This is a genomic window from Enterococcus sp. DIV0682 (assembly GCF_051712685.1).
Lineage (GTDB): Bacteria > Bacillota > Bacilli > Lactobacillales > Enterococcaceae > Enterococcus > Enterococcus faecalis.
Window position 1 is genome coordinate 634,512 of record NZ_JBIOPK010000001.1, and the last position, 17,103, is coordinate 651,614.

Below are 17,103 nucleotides of genomic sequence, written 5' to 3' on the forward strand. Positions count from 1 at the left end.
TTATCCCATCCTTAAATTTTTGAAATCTCTTTCGATCTCATCTATTTGTACATTTAAAAGAATGGATAGAAACTTCACGAAAAACTGTTGACTATCAACCGTAGTCAAGACATGACAATTAGCTGGTTGCTGCTGGAAATGATACTGATCGATCATTGATTGCCCCATAGCAATGCCGTCAGGAACAATTTGTCCGTAACTGGAAAAGCCTTGGCAGAGCGTAGGATCAATAAAATAAGCAACCGCTAAGGGATCGTTGATAACACACCCTAAAATACGTTCATATTTCCAATGAAAATCAAAATAAAATTGAGTAATCTCAGCGAGGTAATTCCCCATTTTGGGGTTGAGTCGTTGACAATAGTTGAGAATTGTTGGTGTAAAAACAATTTCTCGTGTGACATCTAAGCCGACCATCTCGATTTTTGCACCTAATTCCTCAAAAACCCAAGCTGCTGCATCAGGATCACACCAATAATTAAATTCTGCAACAGGAGAGCAATTGCCGTGGCTTTTAAAGGTACCACCCATTGAGACAAAACGTTGAAGATTTCGTCCCAGAAGAGGTTCTTTTTTTAAAGCCAACGCAATGTTTGTTAAAGGACCAAGGGCAATGATTGAACAATCGGTGGCTTGTTGAAAGGTTTGTGCTAAATAGTCGGCAGCGGAAAGCGCTTGTGCTTGGATTTTGCTAGTTCTGGGGAAATAAGTTTCACCTAAACCATCCATGCCATGTGTATCTTGTGCACTAACAAATGGCCGTTTTAAAGGGCTAGCAGCCCCTTGGTAGACAGGAATATCTAAGCGATTAACTTTTTCTAAACATTTAAAAACATTTCCCACGCCAATCTCCACAGGGACATTTCCGCAAACAACTGTAATCGCTTGGACATCTAGCTCTGGTGAAGCAAGTGCATACAAGAGAGCAAGCGTGTCATCAATTCCGGGATCACAATCAATAATTACTTTTTGCATTTTTTCCAATCCTCCTTTTTCGTTAACTGCAAATGATAACTCTTGTTAAAAAAGCTATGACTTGAGTTAGTATTGAGAGATACTTAGTTTTTTATTCTGGGAAGTTTCCGAACCAGTCCGAGAAATTCTCGATTTTAAATGCACCTCTTTATCTTACTATATTTTGTAAAGATGTAAATAGTTGTCGGAGAAATGAAAAAGAATCTAGCCCTATATGTAGGAACTAGATTCTTCTTTTATTTATAAAGCGTTTCAGGAATAGCGATCGGTTCACCATATTTTTTCTCTAAAGCGGTCCGAATTAACCGAATCCCTAGATTTTTGTTGCGTGCTAAGATTGGACCGTGGAAGTAGGAGCCAAACACATTTTTATAGACAACGCCTTCGCCATTATCTTGACCGTTATTGCCTTTGCCTTGTTTGACTGTTCCTAAAGGTCGTTCACCTTCTCCTAAAAAAGTCATGCCATTATGATTTTCAAAACCATAATACGTTTCATCAAATTCTTCATTATAAATTTCGATATCACCAATGAAACGATTGTTGTCTTGGCTCAAAGTGTAATGATCTAATGCACCGATTCCTTTAATTTTTTCGCCTTGTGCGCCGACATAGTAATGTCCTAGAAGTTGATAACCACCACAGATAGCTAACAAGACGCCGTCATTTTCAATATAAGAAGTCAAAGCTTCTTTTTTATTCTGAATGTCTTCTGAGATGATCAATTGCTCGAAGTCTTGACCGCCACCAACAAAGACTAAATCATATTTTTCGGGATCAAACGGTTCGTAGATACTGATAATTTCTGATCGGAAGGTAACGCCCATTTTTTCGGTTAAATATTTAAGCATCAATAAATTTCCGTTATCTCCGTAAGTATTTAATAAGTTGCCATATAAATGACAAACGACTAATTCTTTAGACACCATTCATTCCCCCTTGAATATACCCTTGGGCTGTTAATGATTTTCTTAATTGCAAAACAGCAGTATAGGTTGCCAAAATATAGACATGATCTGTCGGCAACGTTTTAATTTCTGAAATTACTTGCTCCAAATCAGGAATTTCTAGTAATTTTTCTTCAGGAATACCCGCAACTTTTAAACGCAAGGCCATATCTTCATGGCGATCACCACCAGCAATTACTTTTGGAATGTCCATATCAGCAAAGGCTTCATGATTACCATCCCAAATCCAACTGACATCAATTCCATCTGCATAATTGGCATTTAATAATGAAACCAGCGAGAAAGAGTAAGGGGCTAAGCCCATCATATCAATGACCTGATTTAAACCAACGGGATTTTTTACTAAAACTAACGTACATTCTTTATCGCCAACTTTAATAGTTTCTTGACGCCCAAAAACTTTTTCATCATAAGCTAAGCCTGCTCGGATTTTATCTGGTGCCACCTGATAATATTCTGCTACCGCTGTGGCCGCTAGCGCATTATAAACATTATACATCCCACCAACAGCAATGCCGTATTCTTCGCCATCAATCACAAAATCAGCAGATGTATTATCCATCCGGACCATCTCCGTTAACTGCACATCCAACTCAGGCCGTTTGAAGCCACAATTTGGACAATAGTAATCACCTAAATTAGCATACGTAATCATTTTATAATGAAGAATATGATTACATTTTGGACATAAAACCCCATCTGTATTGTAATGAGCCAATTGCTCTTTCGGTGGTAAATGATTAAATCCATAGTATTTGCGAGGATTTACAGTTTCTTTTGAATTAAAAATTGGCGAATCACCATTGCACAAAATAGTTGCTTCAGGAGCAGCAGCGGCGCCTTCCATAATTAAGCGATACGTCGTATAAATTTCACCATAGCGATCCATTTGGTCGCGGAAAATATTCGTAAAAACAAATAATTTTGGTTGAATATATTTAGTGACACGGCTTAAACTTGCTTCATCAATTTCTAACACCGCAAATTTCTTTTGTCCTTTTTTCGCCTTGGCATTTAAAAAAGTAGAGACAATTCCTTGCTCCATGTTAGCACCCGTTGGATTTGTTAATACCTCATCAAATTCTTGGCGTAAAATGTTAACAGTTAAAGCAGTTGTCAATGTTTTGCCGTTCGTTCCAGTGACTACGACAATTTCATAGTCTTTTGCCAATGTATCTAAAATTTTAGGATCGATTTTTAGGGCTAATTTCCCTGGGTAGCTACTGCCGCCTTTAAAAAATGTTTGTAAAACCCATTGCGAAGTTTTTCCTGCAGCAATTGCTAAATGACTTCGAATCCCCATTTGTTGTCCCCCAATTTCTATATCTTTAATTTTTCGTTATTTTAAATTAAACTCAATCTATCATACCATAACTAAAATAAAAAATTAATTCCTTTTACTTTTTCTTACTATTATTTAAAAAGTCTTTTAGAAAAAGTAGAATAGTGAAGGAAAAAAGAGAATAGACGACTTGTCTTAACAACAAATCGTCCATCGATTTCCATTTTTATTTCGCATCAATATAACTGTATAGCGTATATTTAGAAATATTGAAGAAGTTAGAAACTTTGTCCCCAGATTTAGTGACTAAGAAGGCGCCTTTATTATTTAAAAATTGAATACACTTGATTTTATCGTCCTTCGTCATTAATGGGACCGGCTTGCCAACTAATTTGACTGATTCGTGAATTAAATCGTCTAACAACTCATTAACATCCTGAGGAATGTAATCAGGGTCTTTATCTTCTTCAGGTTCTGCAGTGGAAATCAAAGATTTTAAGTTCGACTCTGCAGCAATCAATGTAGTGATGTCGTAGTTAATAGCAAAAATACCATCGAGTTGACCATTCTCATCTTTAAAATACATTGTACTAGATTTTAAAATACGACCATCATGGGTGCGGGTCAGATAGTTAATATGATCATTCAACTCACTAGGGTCTTTTTTTAAGGCTTCTAAGACTACTTGAGAAGGTCCATCGCCCAGATGACGAGAAGAGACATGACCATTTTCAATGGAAACAATAGAATTGTTAATATTGTCTTCATTGATTTGGTGGATAACGACTTCGCAGTTTTCACCAAATTGACCAGCTAAACCTTTAGCAATTTGTGTTAAAAAAGTAAGTTTTTCGTCGGATAACATAAATAAGCTCCTTTCTAATGTGCCTGGCACAAACAGTTTTTATAAGATTGTGTCAAATTTAACATAATATTTTTAAATGGAATAGGCAGGGCTAAATCCTTTAATGTCGCATACTACCTGTTCTGAAAAATAATGATAGCATGATAAAAATAATAATACAAGATAACGGCTGTCAAAATTCTAAAAAATATTTTTTAGGTAGCATTGTTTTTTTTAAGGTAAGGTGATATACTTTAATTAAGTTAATGAGTTCGTTAGTAAAAAAATGCAAGCGCTTCAAATGCTTTTCGTAAGGAATGTAGATTAGCAAAGCTAATCAAGCTATATTCGTGAATGATTGAGCGATTGATTTGTAAGCGTTTGCCACTTGTGGGGAATAGGTTGAAAAATAGGAGGAGAATACATGTTATTAATTGGAAATGGGCGTTTAATCACTCGGGATGCGCAGAATCATTTTTTTGAAAATGGGTGTGTGGCGATTGATGGTCAAGTTGTGAAACAAGTCGGAACGACAGAAGAATTAAAACAAGCTTATCCAGAAGCGACATTTATTGATGCTAAAGGTGGAGTGATTATGCCAGGCTTTATTAACATGCACAATCATATTTATAGTACCTTTGCACGTGGGTTAAGTTTAACGAATTATCATCCTAAAAATTTCATGGATATTTTGGTAGATCAATGGTGGCGAATTGATCGTGCCTTGACATTAGAAGACACTTATCAAAGTGGTAAGGTTGCTTATTTAGATAGTATTCGCAACGGTGTTACAACTGTCTTTGATCATCATGCTAGTTACGGAGAAATTACAGGGAGTTTAACCCAATTATCTAATGCAGCGGACGAGTTAGGGATTCGGACCTGCCTTTGTTATGAAGTTTCTGATCGCGATGGTGAGCAGAAAATGCGGGAAGCTGTTCAAGAAAATGCCGCCTTTATTAAAGCCAGTTCCTTAAGAAATGATGATATGCAAAAAGCGATGATGGGTATGCATGCAGCCTTTACTTTATCAGATGCTTCTTTAGAATTATGTGCAGCCAATACGCCAGATGGGATTGGTTATCATATTCATATTGCAGAGGATTTAGCCGATGTTCATGATTCTTTGAAAAAATATGGGAAGCCGATTGTGAACCGATTATTTGATTTAGGAATTTTAGGAAAACAGACAATGGCAGGCCATTGCATCCATATTGGACCTCATGAGATGGAATTACTAAGAGATACAGACACAATGGTGGTCACGAATCCAGAGTCGAATATGGGGAATGCGGTCGGTTGCCCACCTGCAATGCGCATGTTTAATGAGTATGGTATTTTGATGGGTCTTGGCACAGATGGTTATACGAATGATGTGACGGAATCTTATAAGGTAGGAAATGTTATCCACAAACATCATTTAGCTGATCCAAATGCAGCTTGGGCAGAAATTCCCGCAATGCTGTTTGATAATAATCCGCAAATGGCTAATCGCTATTTTAAAACAAAGCTAGGCGTTTTAGAACCTGATGCAGCAGCAGACGTCATTATTGTTGATTATCATGGCTCGACACCAATGACAAAAGAGAATTATAACATGCACATTTTATTCGGCATGAATGGTGGGATGGTTACTGACACGGTGATTAATGGAGAAATTCGGATGCGTAATCGTGAAGTTCAAGGAATTGATGAAGAGAAAGTTTGGCATGATGCGCAAACGCAAGCACAATCTTTCTGGAAACGAGTAAATCAATAGCTTTCATTATAAATAAAAGGAGTGACGTTAATGAGTGATATTATGCATCCCATCTCAATTGAGGCTTTATTAAATTGGATTTTTAGTGAGTATCAACAAGATGGCACAATTTTTGGCATTCGTAAATTTTATCATGCGGATCCTACAAAAACGATTTCGTTATTTGGAGAAAAAATGGAAACCCCTTGTGGTCCAGCAGCAGGTCCTCATACACAATTAGCACAAAATATTATTGCGGCCTATTTAACAGGTTCTCGTTTTTTTGAAGTTAAGACAGTCCAGATACTGGATGGAGAAGATTTACCAGTGAGTAAACCATGTATCGCAGCAGCGGATGAATGTTACAACGTTGAGTGGTCCACAGAATTGCGCGTTCCCCAAGCTTATGATGAATACGTCAAAGCATGGTTCGTTTTGAAGTTACTGAGTAAAGAGTTCGAGCTAGGTGACCCGAATGGTTTCATTTTTAACATGAGTGTTGGCTATGATTTGGCAGGGATTCAATCACCAAAAATTGATCGTTATATTAACGAAATGCAGAACGCAGAAGGAACGCCGATTTGGGCGGAATGCCAAGCAGCTGCCAAAAAATATCTATCTTATTTTAAAAAAGTAGATGACTTATATATCGAAGCAATTAGTCCTAAAGTCTGTCATTCTATTACGCTGTCGACTTTACACGGTTGTCCATCAGACGAAATTGAACGAATTGCGGCCTATTTATTAAGTGAAAAAGGGCTCCATTCCTTTATTAAATGTAATCCAACCATGTTAGGTTATGAATATGCGCGTCAAACGATGGATGAGCTAGGGTTTGATTATATGGTTTTTGACGATCACCATTTTAAAGAAGATTTACAATTTGAAGAAGCAGTACCGATGTTACAACGTCTGCAATTATTAGCCAATAGTAAAAATCTAAGCTTCGGAGTTAAAATTACGAACACTTTCCCGGTAACGATTGCAGCAAATGAATTACCTGGTGATGAAATGTACATGTCAGGACGTTCGCTATTTCCTCTTAGTATTTCATTGGCACAAAAATTATCAGAAGCATTTGATGGGAAACTACAAATTTCTTATTCTGGCGGTGCAGATATTTTCAATAGTAAAGAAATATTTGATGCTGGTATTTGGCCAATCACTATGGCAACGACGCTGTTGAAACCTGGTGGCTATCAACGAATGAATCAAGTTGCTAATGTATTAAGCGCAGCAGAATATCCTCAGATGGTTCATGTCAACTTGGATAAATTAGCCCAAGTTGTTGAGAAAGCTAAAACACAAGCGCGTTACCAAAAATCAATTAAATTACCAGAAAGTACCAAACTAAGAAAAACAGTTCCACTAACAGATTGTTATATCGCTCCTTGTCGAAGTGACGGTGGTTGTCCAATCAATCAGGATATTCCTGCTTACCTTCGTTATGTAAGTGAAGGCAATTATTTAAAGGCCTTGCAAGTAATTGTCGATAAAAATCCGTTGCCTTTTATTACTGGAACCATTTGTGCACATCCTTGTATGACTAAATGTACACGTCAATTTTATGAAGAATCTATTCATATTCGGGAAGTGAAGTTAGAAGCAGCTGAACATGCTTATGATGAATTATTGACGACACTAGAAAAGCCACAGCCAAAAGAAAATGCACCTAAAACAGCTGTTGTGGGTGGAGGCCCTGCAGGGATCTCTGCTGGGTATTTATTAGCACGTGAAGGCATGCCTGTTACTGTGTTTGAAAAATCCGAGACAATTGGGGGCGTTTGTAGCCAGATTGTACCAGAATTTCGAATTTCTATGGAATCTGTTCAAAAAGACGTTCAGTTAGCGGAATTTATGGGAGCCGAATTCCGTACAGGACAAGAGGCGCCATCATTGGCGGAATTGAAAAACCAAGGCTATACGAATGTTATTTATGCCATTGGTGCATGGAAACATGGGGTCCTTCGTTTAGAATCTGGTCGAGCATTGAACTCGTTAGAATTTTTAAAAGCAAACCGAGAAAATCCAACAATTAATCCTTATGGAGAACAGATTGTCGTCGTTGGTGGCGGAAATACAGCCATGGACTGTGCTCGTGCAGCCACAACATTACCTGGTGTTAAAAAAGTCTCAGTGGTTTATCGTCGGAATAAACGCAATATGCCAGCAGATGAAGAAGAACTTTATTTAGCCTTAGAAGATGGTGTCGACTTTTTAGAATTACTTTCGCCAATTAAACATGAAAATCAACAATTAACTTGTGAAAAAATGGTCCTAGGTGAACGAGATGCTTCTGGACGCCGTCGTCCAGTTGGTACAGGAGAAATGATTGATATTCCTGCTGATACAGTGATTGCCGCTGTTGGTGAAAAAGTAGATACAGAGTTTTACCAAGCATTAGGCATTCACACGGACACCTATGGGAAAGTCGTTTCAAATCAAGAAACATTGGAGACAAATATACCAGGCATCTATGTCATTGGTGACGCTAATTTAGGACCAGCCACAATAGTTGAAGCAATCGCTGATGCAACCAAAGCGGCCAATAATATTTGTCTTGTCCACAATCATCACTATGAAAAAGATAATTTAAATAGTGATGTTGCATTTGTTAGAAACAAACGAGGTATCCTTGTGACAGACGAGATGTCTTGTAGTCAAGCTAGTCGTTGCTTAGAATGCTCCACAATTTGTGAATCTTGTATGGATGTCTGTCCAAACCGAGCAAATATTGTTGTGTACGTCGAAGGAAAACCACAAATTGTTCATGTTGATCGGATGTGTAACGAATGTGGCAACTGTGAAACATTTTGCCCTTATGCAAGTGCCCCTTACAAAGACAAATTTACCTTATTTAACAGTGAAGCTGATTTTTATGACAGTACTAATTCAGGTTTCTATGTTCAAAATCCTGTGGATAAAATTTGTTTACTGCGTTTATGGGGAACGGTGTCAACAATTCAATTAACGGATCAAGGATTAGATGTACCAGAAGATTTAATCGCATTAATGGTAACTATGATTGAAGAATATGCTTATTGTATGCAAGCATAAAAGGAAATTTACGACTGGGGGATAAATAGATGTCTATTCTGCTCAAAGGTGGAACCGTCGTATCTGCATATAATCGTCGTCAATTGGATATTCGAATTGACGGCGAGCAAATTGTAGAGATAGGGGCAAATTTACCAGTAGAAAATTCTCAGATTGAGGATGTTACGGGGTGTTATGTATTACCAGGCTTTATTGATGCGCACACGCATCTGGAATTAAATAATGGCAAAGGTTCGTTAAGTACGGCGGATAACTTTACTACTGGCAGCCAAGCGGCGGTGGCCAAAGGTACGACTACGGTTATTGATATGGCTACACCTAATAAAGGTGGCTCATTGAAAGACTGTTTAGCTACTTGGAATCAATTGGCTGAAGGCAAGAGTTCATGTGATTATACTTACCATATGTCCATGATTGAATGGAAACCAACGATAGCTGCTGAAATTCAGGAAATGGTTGCTGCAGGTATTACTTCCTTCAAAATGTATATGGCTTATGATAACTTACGGACCACAGATGCGGAAATTTTTGAAGCGATGAAGGAAATAAAAAAAGTTAATGGAATGTTAGGCGTTCATTGTGAAAATGGTGATTTAGTAGATGAATTAATCCAATCATATGTTTCTCAAGGAAAGTTAGCCCCGCACTATCATCCGTTATCAAGACCGGCGGCTGTTGAAGCAGAAGCGGTAGCAAGATATTTGATGATAGCGGAAATGGCTGATTTGCCGGTTAATATTGTGCATTTAAGCACAAAACGATCATTAGAAGCGGTGGAACGGGCTCGTCAAAGAGGACAATCAGTCTATGTAGAAACTTGCCCTCAATATCTTTTACTAGATGATCACTTGTATGATGCGCCTAATTTTGAAGCAGCAAAATATGTCTGCTCACCGCCACTACGCAAACGAGAGGATCAACAGGCTTTGTGGCAAGGGATTAAAGAGGGGGCAATCAATACAATATCGACAGATCACTGCAGTTTTAATTTTCACGGACAAAAAACAGTTGGCGAAGATGATTTTAGTAAAATTCCCAATGGGATGCCAGGTGTTGAAACGAGACCAGAATTAATTTACACGGAAGGTGTGGCGAAGGGCCGAATCACCTTGGAAAAAATGGTTGCTTTGCTTTCTGAAAATATTGCTAAACAATTCTCGATGTATCCACAAAAAGGTGTGGTGCAAGAAGGCAGTGATGCCGATTTAGTTATTTGGGATCCTAGAACAACCGGCGTGATTGCTGCGAGAACGCAGTTACAAAATGTCGATTATACGCCGTATGAAGGATTTGAAACACAAGGACAGGCTCGAATGGTTTATTTAAGAGGTCAAAAAGTTGCTGAAGCTGGGCAAGTCATCTTGGCAAATCAAGGAAAATTTGTTTTTCGTAAAGCAACTTAAAAATAGAAGGAGGAGAAGTATTTTTGGAAAAAATTAAATGGACAGCAAATGAAATGCCGAAGACGGAGGATAAGTACTTACCTCTGATGTCTAAAGAAAAAATTGAGAAAGCTTTGGCTTTTCACAAAAGTTTTCCACAGTATTCAGAAACACCATTAGCAGAATTGAATCATATGGCCGCGTATCTGGGGTTAAATGATTTCTTTGTTAAAGATGAATCTTATCGCTTTGGTTTAAATGCTTTTAAAGTCTTAGGTGGTTCGTTTGCCATGGCTAACTATATTGCCGAAAAATTAAAGAAAGATGTTTCGGAACTAACATATGATGAATTAACTTCTGATCAATTACGATCAGCTTTTGGACAAGCTACGTTTTTTACAGCAACTGATGGCAACCATGGACGAGGAGTCGCTTGGGCTGCGAATAAATTAGGTCAAAAATCAGTTGTACTCATGCCGAAGGGTTCAACACAGACGAGAAAAGAAAATATTGAAAAAGAAGGCGCAACCGTCACAATCGAAGAAGTTAATTACGATGAATGTGTGCGAATGGCTAATAAAATGGCCGAAGAAACTGAAAACGGTGTCATGGTTCAAGACACCGCTTGGGACGGATATGAAAAAATTCCAACTTGGATTATGCAAGGATATGGAACGATGGCGTTAGAAGCCTCTCAACAATTAAGAAAATTTGGCTCTGAACGACCTAGTCATGTTTTTGTTCAAGCTGGTGTCGGCAGTTTAGCTGGGGCGGTGATTGGTTATTTTGCTAATGCTTTTCCAGAAAACCCACCGATTATGGTCGTAGTTGAGGCACAGGCGGCTGACTGTTTATATCAATCAGCAATTAAAAAAGACGGAGAAATTCGCTTTGTCGATGGTGATTTACAGACAATTATGGCTGGCCTAGCATGTGGAGAACCTAATACGATTTCTTTTGATATTCTAAAAAATCATACATCCTTCTTTGTTTCAGCACCAGATTGGGTTTCTGAAAAAGGAATGCGTATGTTGGGCGCGCCATTAAAAGGGGATCCGCAAGTTGTATCAGGCGAATCTGGGGCAGTAGCAATGGGCTTAGTAGCTACAGTGATGCAAGATCCCGACTATCAAGAATTACGTGAGGCATTGCAACTGGATGAGACGTCAAACGTTTTAATGTTTTCTACCGAAGGGGACACTGATCCAGACAATTATAAAAAAATTTTATGGAGGTAAAAGGAATGGATTTTAATGCAGTAAATGCAGCAGCAGAAGGTTACAGAGAAGATATGGTCAAATTTTTAAGAGACCTTGTCAAAATTCCAGGAGAAAGTGCAGAAGAAGGCAACAAAATTGCGCGAGCAAAAGCCGAAATGGAAAAATTAGGTTTCGATAAAATTGACATTGATCCTCAAGGGAATTTACTTGGTTATATGGGGTCTGGTGAAAAATTAATTGCTTTTGATGGGCACATGGATACTGTCGGAATTGGTGAAATGAGTAACTGGAAATTTGATCCTTACGATGGCTATGAAACAGAAACTGAGATCGGTGGTCGCGGTACGTCTGACCAAGAGGGCGGGATTGTTTCGGCTATTTATGGCGCTAAAATCATGAAAGATTTAGGTCTATTATCAGAAAAATACACTGCTTTAGTAACAGTTACTGTCCAAGAAGAAGACTGTGACGGCTTATGCTGGCAGTACATTATCAAAGAAGACGGTATCCGTCCAGAATTTGTTGTTTCAACAGAGCCAACAGATGGTGGGATTTATCGTGGTCAACGAGGCCGAATGGAAATTAAAGTTGATGTCAAAGGCGTTTCGTGTCATGGCTCAGCACCAGAACGTGGAGATAATGCCATTTACAAAATGGCGGATATCTTACAAGATGTTCGTGCCTTAAACAACAATGGAGATACAGAAAGCACAGCGATTCGTGGTTTAGTTCGTATGTTAGATCCTAAGTACAATCCAGAGTGGCAAGAAGCCCGTTTCTTAGGTCGTGGTACGGTGACTGTTTCGCAAATTTTCCATTCTTCACCAAGTCGGTGTGCTGTTGCGGATGGCTGTACCGTTTCACTAGACCGTCGAATGACTGCTGGAGAAACTTGGGAAAGTTGTTTAGAAGAAATTCGCAATTTACCAGCTGTTAAAAAATATGGAGATGATGTGACGGTTTCAATGTACAACTATGATCGTCCTTCTTATACGGATTTAACTTATGAAATTGAATGTTATTTCCCAACGTGGGTAATTCCAGAAAATCATGATGTAACAAAAGCCTTGATGGAAACGCACAAAAATCTCTATGGAGAAACACGGAAAGGCTCTGTAGAAACAGTGGAAATGCGTGAAGAACGCCCATTGTTAGATAAGTGGACCTTCTCAACAAATGGCGTTTCAATTATGGGACGTAATGGCATTCCTTGTATTGGTTTCGGGCCAGGGGCGGAAGCACAAGCACATGCACCAAATGAAAAAACTTGGAAAGATGATTTGGTTCGTTGTGCAGCCGTTTATGCGGCATTACCAACGGTCTATTGTGGTTAAGTAAAGGATTATTAGACAAGAAAAAAGGAGCAGATGGAATGGAAACGTTTAAAGAATATATTGAGAAATTAGATAAATTAGAATTTGAAAAAATGTACGAAAATGACTTTTTCCTAACTTGGGAAAAAACAAGAGATGAATTAGAAGCTGTTTTCACAGTTGCCGATACATTACGCTATTTAAGAGAAAATAATATTTCAACTAAAATCTTTGATAGTGGCTTGGGAATTTCTTTATTCCGCGACAACTCTACAAGAACACGTTTTAGTTTCGCTTCAGCGTGTAATCTTTTGGGCTTAGAAGTTCAAGATTTAGACGAAGGAAAAAGTCAAATTTCTCACGGAGAAACTGTACGTGAGACAGCAAACATGATTTCTTTTATGGCTGATATCATTGGTATTCGTGATGACATGTACATTGGTAAAGGCAATGCTTACATGCACGAAGTATCAGAATCTGTCCAAGAAGGATATAAAGATGGGGTATTAGAACAACGCCCAACGTTAGTGAATTTACAATGTGATATTGACCATCCGACGCAAGCAATGGCGGATGCGTTGCATTTAATTCATGAATTTGGTGGCATTGAAAACCTGAAAGGGAAAAAAGTTGCCATGACTTGGGCGTATTCACCATCTTATGGAAAACCATTATCTGTTCCTCAAGGAATTGTTGGTCTAATGACCCGTTTAGGAATGGATGTCGTCTTAGCACATCCAGAAGGTTATGAAATTATGCCAGAAGTAGAAGAAGTTGCGAAGAAAAATGCAGCAGAATTTGGTGGAAACTTTACTAAAACGAATAGTATGGCAGAAGCATTCAAAGATGCGGATGTTGTTTATCCGAAAAGCTGGGCACCTTTTGCGGCAATGGAAAAGCGAACTGAATTATATGGCAATGGTGACCAAGCAGGAATTGATCAATTAGAACAAGAATTACTTTCTCAAAATAAAAAGCACAAAGATTGGGAATGTACAGAAGAATTGATGAAAACAACAAAAGACGGCAAAGCTTTGTATATGCATTGTCTACCAGCTGATATTACTGGCGTTAGTTGTGAAGAAGGCGAAGTGGAAGCTTCTGTTTTCGATCGTTATCGGGTCGAACTTTACAAAGAAGCTAGCTACAAACCGTATGTTATTGCGGCTATGATTTTCTTAAGTAAAGTAAAAAATCCGCAAAAAACTTTAACAGACTTAGCGGATAAAGCGACACCAAGAGAAGTAAAATAATGAATTTGGCATGAAGACAGATGCTTTTTCTTTACACAATGAATCATTAGAAGTTGCCTCTTCAACATGAACAAATAAGACCTTCCCAAGTCTATTCATGAATGTGTGATTGTCTCGAGTCAAGAACGCTTAGTCATGTGCGTTGACTTCATGCAACGACAACAGACAGTTAATACGAAAACTCGTTGTGAAAAAGAAAAAGCATCGTCCTTTTTATAAAACAGAAAATGAGGTGAAGCAATGGGCAAACGCGTCGTAGTAGCTTTAGGTGGCAATGCTTTAGGAAATAATTTGACGGAGCAGATGACTGCCGTAAAACAGACCTCCAAAGCGATTGCAGATTTGATTGAAGCAGGATATGAAGTTATTTTATCTCATGGCAATGGTCCTCAAGTGGGGATGATTCAATTAGCTATGGAAGAATTTTCCTTTAATAATCCACAATATCCAGTTGTTCCGTTATCCATGTGCGTAGCCATGAGTCAAAGTTACATTGGCTATGATTTAGAGAATGCGCTACAAGAAGAGTTGCGTCAACGAAATATAAGTAAAGCCGTCACCACCGTAGTCACTCAAGTGGTCGTGGATGAAAATGATCCGGCGTTCAAAAAACCAACGAAACCAATTGGTCGCTTCATGACAAAAGAAGAAGCAGAACAATTAGTCAAAGAAAAAAATATACAAGTGATGGAAGATGCTGGCCGTGGTTATCGCCAAGTCGTCGCTTCTCCTAAACCAAAAAATATTGTCGAACTTCTCACGATTCAAACATTGGTTGATGCTGGCCAAACAGTCATTGCTGGCGGCGGTGGTGGCATCCCAGTCATTCAAGAAGGGAACCGACTAAAAGGTGTAAATGCAGTCATCGACAAAGATTTTTGTAGTGAACGACTGGCTGAACAAGTGGATGCTGATCTGCTCGTGATTTTAACAGCAGTTGAAAAAGTTTGTATTAATTTTGGTAAAGAAAATCAAGAAGCCTTAGGGAATATTTCAACAGAAAAAATGAAACAATATGCGCAAGAAGGTCAGTTTGCTCCAGGTTCAATGTTACCAAAAGTTGAAGCAGCGATTAAGTTTGCTGAATCTAAGCCAGGTCGAAAAACATTGATTACGTTATTAGAAAAAGCCAAAGAAGGATTATCTGGAAAAACAGGGACTTTAATTGAAAATAAAGAATCATAGAATGGAGGAAAACGATGACAAACAAAATGATTAATTCTGCACAGGCACCAGCTGCTGTAGGTCCTTATTCACATTCTGTCTTAGCGGGAAATACGTTGTACATTTCTGGACAACTAGGATTAGATCCGCAATCGGGCGAAATGAAGACTACAGTGGAAGAACAAGCAAAACAAGCTTTTATCAATTTAGGTTCGATTTTAAAAGAGGTCGAGATGACCTATGATAATGTTGTGAAAACAACGGTGTTTTTACAACATATGTCTGATTTTAGCAAAATTAACGAAATCTATGGGAATTACTTTTCAGAAGTTTTGCCTGCACGTTCTTGTGTAGAAGTAGCCAAGTTGCCAAAAGATGGTTTATTTGAAATTGAAGCAGTTGCTGTCAAAGGATAATTTTTAAGATGTTTCTGAGGGAAAAAGGATTGCATTCTTTACTGATTAAGGGAAACAATCCTTTTAGAATAAAAAGAAGAAGGAAACGATCCTATGAATGAAAAAAAAGAGCAAGCATTATTTGAATATGATGCGAAACTATCAATTTCTGAAGCAATTCCGATGGGATTGCAACACGTTGTCGCAGCAGTAGTAGGGATTGTCACACCGGGAATTATGATTGCCAAAGTTTGCCAATTAAGTCCTAGTGATACGACTATTTTGATTCAAACATCATTGATTTTTTCAGCAGTTGCCACGTTAATTCAACTTTTCCCTATTTTTGGAAAAGTGGGTTCACGGTTACCAGTTATGATGGGGGCAAGTTTTGCGTATGTACCGATTTTGATGGCCATCGGAGCTGATTTTGGGATTGCAGCAATTTTTGGTTCCCAATTAGTTGGCAGTATTCTTGTTATTATTGTTGGTTTGTTCATTAAAAAAATCCGTGTGTTGTTTCCGCCTTTAGTAACAGGAACGGTTATTTTAAGTATTGGCCTATCCCTGTTTCCTGTTGCGATTAAGTATATGGCAGGAGGAGCTGGTAGTGCTGATTTTGGTTCAGCCCGGAATTGGTTAGTTGCATTATTAACCTTTGCGATTGTCTTTTACTTCAATTATTTTGCAAAAGGATTTTTGAAGTTATCAGCAATTTTAAACGGAATGGTTATTGGTTATTTGATTTCTTTAGATTTAGGGATGGTTAGTTTTGAGCCAGTTCAAAATGCTAAAATCGTTCAGGTAATTACCCCGTTTCATTTTGGACTGGATTTTCAACTGGTGCCTATCTTTACGCTTGTGGTGATGTTTATTGTTGATGCTGTTCAAGCCATCGGTCAATTTACAGCAACAACGGTTGGGGCAATGGATCGGGATGCAACGGATGAAGAATTATCTGGCGGAATTATGGGGAGTGGTTTCACTAACTTTATTGGTAGTTTATTTGGATCAATCCCAGTGGCAACTTTTGGACAAAATGTTGGTCTGGTTACGGTAACAAAAGTGATTAATAAGTATGTTCTGGTTTTCGCTTCAGTTATATTATTAATTGCTGGTTTTGTTCCGAAAGTAGCTGCGTTATTAACTACGATTCCTTACGCGGTAATTGGTGGCGCAACGATTTCAGTTTTTGCTTCTATTTCTATGACAGGTATTCGGATGATTGCTTCGCAGGAAATGACTCCTCGAAATACTGGGGTTGTCGGAACAGCTCTAGCATTTGGAATTGGTGTCACATTGTCTACTGGAAGCTTAGCTGGTTTTCCAACTTGGGTAACAACGATTTTCGGTAATTCGGAAGTTATCTTAACCACTTTGGTAGCAGTCCTTTTAAATGTCATTTTAAAACCAAAAAAGCGCGTAGCACTTGAGTGAAGATTGCTTTTTTTGATACGAAAGTGAGTAAGCTTTCGTATCCTTTTTCCCTTACGTTATCTATAAAAAAATGAACGA

13 protein-coding genes and 1 riboswitch are annotated in these 17,103 nt (G+C 38.3%); of the genes, 9 read left to right on the forward strand and 4 right to left on the reverse strand.

Annotated features, from left to right (window positions below; translation table 11 throughout):
• The 4 genes from IGK96_RS03125 to IGK96_RS03140 form a co-directional block, all read right to left on the reverse strand.
• The gene (locus IGK96_RS03125) at nucleotides 1-975 is read right to left on the reverse strand and encodes a nucleoside hydrolase (RefSeq protein WP_002367139.1); all 975 of its coding nucleotides are present in this window, start codon (nucleotides 973-975) and stop codon (nucleotides 1-3) included.
• 77 nt (nucleotides 976-1,052) lie between these two features.
• A riboswitch (PreQ1 riboswitch) is annotated at nucleotides 1,053-1,097 on the reverse strand.
• 114 nt (nucleotides 1,098-1,211) lie between these two features.
• On the reverse strand, nucleotides 1,212-1,904 hold the full coding sequence (locus tag IGK96_RS03130; protein WP_002356583.1) for a type 1 glutamine amidotransferase: 693 nt from the start codon (nucleotides 1,902-1,904) through the stop codon (nucleotides 1,212-1,214).
• Nucleotides 1,894-3,246 carry a Mur ligase family protein gene (locus tag IGK96_RS03135; RefSeq protein WP_002362254.1) on the reverse strand — a complete coding sequence of 451 codons (1,353 nt, stop codon included), beginning with the start codon at nucleotides 3,244-3,246 and terminating at the stop codon, nucleotides 1,894-1,896. The genes IGK96_RS03130 and IGK96_RS03135 overlap by 11 nt, the downstream gene beginning before the upstream one ends.
• Before the next feature lie 205 nt (nucleotides 3,247-3,451).
• Complete coding sequence (locus tag IGK96_RS03140) at nucleotides 3,452-4,090, reverse strand: helix-turn-helix transcriptional regulator (protein WP_002381503.1); 639 nt, start codon at nucleotides 4,088-4,090, stop codon at nucleotides 3,452-3,454.
• Nucleotides 4,091-4,493: 403 nt separating this feature from the next.
• Between IGK96_RS03140 and ssnA the strand changes: the two genes are divergently transcribed.
• The 9 genes from ssnA to IGK96_RS03185 all read left to right on the forward strand — a co-directional run bounded on the left by ssnA (nucleotide 4,494) and on the right by IGK96_RS03185 (nucleotide 17,025).
• The gene (gene ssnA, locus IGK96_RS03145; protein ID WP_085443241.1) at nucleotides 4,494-5,828 is read left to right on the forward strand and encodes a putative aminohydrolase SsnA; all 1,335 of its coding nucleotides are present in this window, start codon (nucleotides 4,494-4,496) and stop codon (nucleotides 5,826-5,828) included.
• 30 nt (nucleotides 5,829-5,858) lie between these two features.
• The gene (gene ygfK / locus IGK96_RS03150) at nucleotides 5,859-8,864 is read left to right on the forward strand and encodes a putative selenate reductase subunit YgfK (protein ID WP_085443242.1); all 3,006 of its coding nucleotides are present in this window, start codon (nucleotides 5,859-5,861) and stop codon (nucleotides 8,862-8,864) included.
• Between the two features lie 29 nt (nucleotides 8,865-8,893).
• A complete protein-coding gene (gene hydA, locus IGK96_RS03155) occupies nucleotides 8,894-10,267 on the forward strand; it encodes a dihydropyrimidinase (RefSeq protein WP_085443243.1) in 1,374 nt (457 codons plus the stop codon).
• A 23-nt stretch (nucleotides 10,268-10,290) separates the two neighbouring features.
• A complete protein-coding gene (dpaL, locus tag IGK96_RS03160) occupies nucleotides 10,291-11,484 on the forward strand; it encodes a diaminopropionate ammonia-lyase (RefSeq protein WP_002356589.1) in 1,194 nt (397 codons plus the stop codon).
• Nucleotides 11,475-12,800, forward strand: coding sequence for a YgeY family selenium metabolism-linked hydrolase (locus IGK96_RS03165; protein WP_002362247.1), 1,326 nt, complete (start codon nucleotides 11,475-11,477; stop codon nucleotides 12,798-12,800). Before dpaL ends, IGK96_RS03165 begins: the two co-directional genes overlap by 10 nt.
• 38 nt (nucleotides 12,801-12,838) lie before the next feature.
• A complete protein-coding gene (gene ygeW, locus IGK96_RS03170) occupies nucleotides 12,839-14,032 on the forward strand; it encodes a knotted carbamoyltransferase YgeW (protein WP_002359643.1) in 1,194 nt (397 codons plus the stop codon).
• A gap of 240 nt (nucleotides 14,033-14,272) precedes the next feature.
• Entirely contained in the window at nucleotides 14,273-15,217 is a 945-nt protein-coding gene (gene arcC, locus IGK96_RS03175) for a carbamate kinase (protein ID WP_010818467.1), read from the forward strand.
• Between the two features lie 14 nt (nucleotides 15,218-15,231).
• Nucleotides 15,232-15,612, forward strand: a complete 381-nt coding sequence (locus IGK96_RS03180) for a RidA family protein (RefSeq protein WP_002362244.1) — start codon at nucleotides 15,232-15,234, stop codon at nucleotides 15,610-15,612.
• A gap of 93 nt (nucleotides 15,613-15,705) precedes the next feature.
• The gene (locus IGK96_RS03185) at nucleotides 15,706-17,025 is read left to right on the forward strand and encodes a nucleobase:cation symporter-2 family protein (protein WP_113821028.1); all 1,320 of its coding nucleotides are present in this window, start codon (nucleotides 15,706-15,708) and stop codon (nucleotides 17,023-17,025) included.
• Nucleotides 17,026-17,103 lie beyond the last annotated feature (78 nt).

What these genes read in the sequence shown, in the direction of transcription:
- IGK96_RS03125 (WP_002367139.1), bottom strand. Translation starts at nt 975, where the DNA reads ATGCAAAAAGTAATTATTGATTGTGATCCCGGAATTGATGACACGCTT.
- IGK96_RS03130 (WP_002356583.1), bottom strand. Translation starts at nt 1,904, where the DNA reads ATGGTGTCTAAAGAATTAGTCGTTTGTCATTTATATGGCAACTTATTA.
- IGK96_RS03135 (WP_002362254.1), bottom strand. Translation starts at nt 3,246, where the DNA reads ATGGGGATTCGAAGTCATTTAGCAATTGCTGCAGGAAAAACTTCGCAA.
- IGK96_RS03140 (WP_002381503.1), bottom strand. Translation starts at nt 4,090, where the DNA reads ATGTTATCCGACGAAAAACTTACTTTTTTAACACAAATTGCTAAAGGT.
- ssnA (WP_085443241.1), top strand. Translation starts at nt 4,494, where the DNA reads ATGTTATTAATTGGAAATGGGCGTTTAATCACTCGGGATGCGCAGAAT.
- ygfK (WP_085443242.1), top strand. Translation starts at nt 5,859, where the DNA reads ATGAGTGATATTATGCATCCCATCTCAATTGAGGCTTTATTAAATTGG.
- hydA (WP_085443243.1), top strand. Translation starts at nt 8,894, where the DNA reads ATGTCTATTCTGCTCAAAGGTGGAACCGTCGTATCTGCATATAATCGT.
- IGK96_RS03165 (WP_002362247.1), top strand. Translation starts at nt 11,475, where the DNA reads ATGGAGGTAAAAGGAATGGATTTTAATGCAGTAAATGCAGCAGCAGAA.
- ygeW (WP_002359643.1), top strand. Translation starts at nt 12,839, where the DNA reads ATGGAAACGTTTAAAGAATATATTGAGAAATTAGATAAATTAGAATTT.
- arcC (WP_010818467.1), top strand. Translation starts at nt 14,273, where the DNA reads ATGGGCAAACGCGTCGTAGTAGCTTTAGGTGGCAATGCTTTAGGAAAT.
- IGK96_RS03180 (WP_002362244.1), top strand. Translation starts at nt 15,232, where the DNA reads ATGACAAACAAAATGATTAATTCTGCACAGGCACCAGCTGCTGTAGGT.
- IGK96_RS03185 (WP_113821028.1), top strand. Translation starts at nt 15,706, where the DNA reads ATGAATGAAAAAAAAGAGCAAGCATTATTTGAATATGATGCGAAACTA.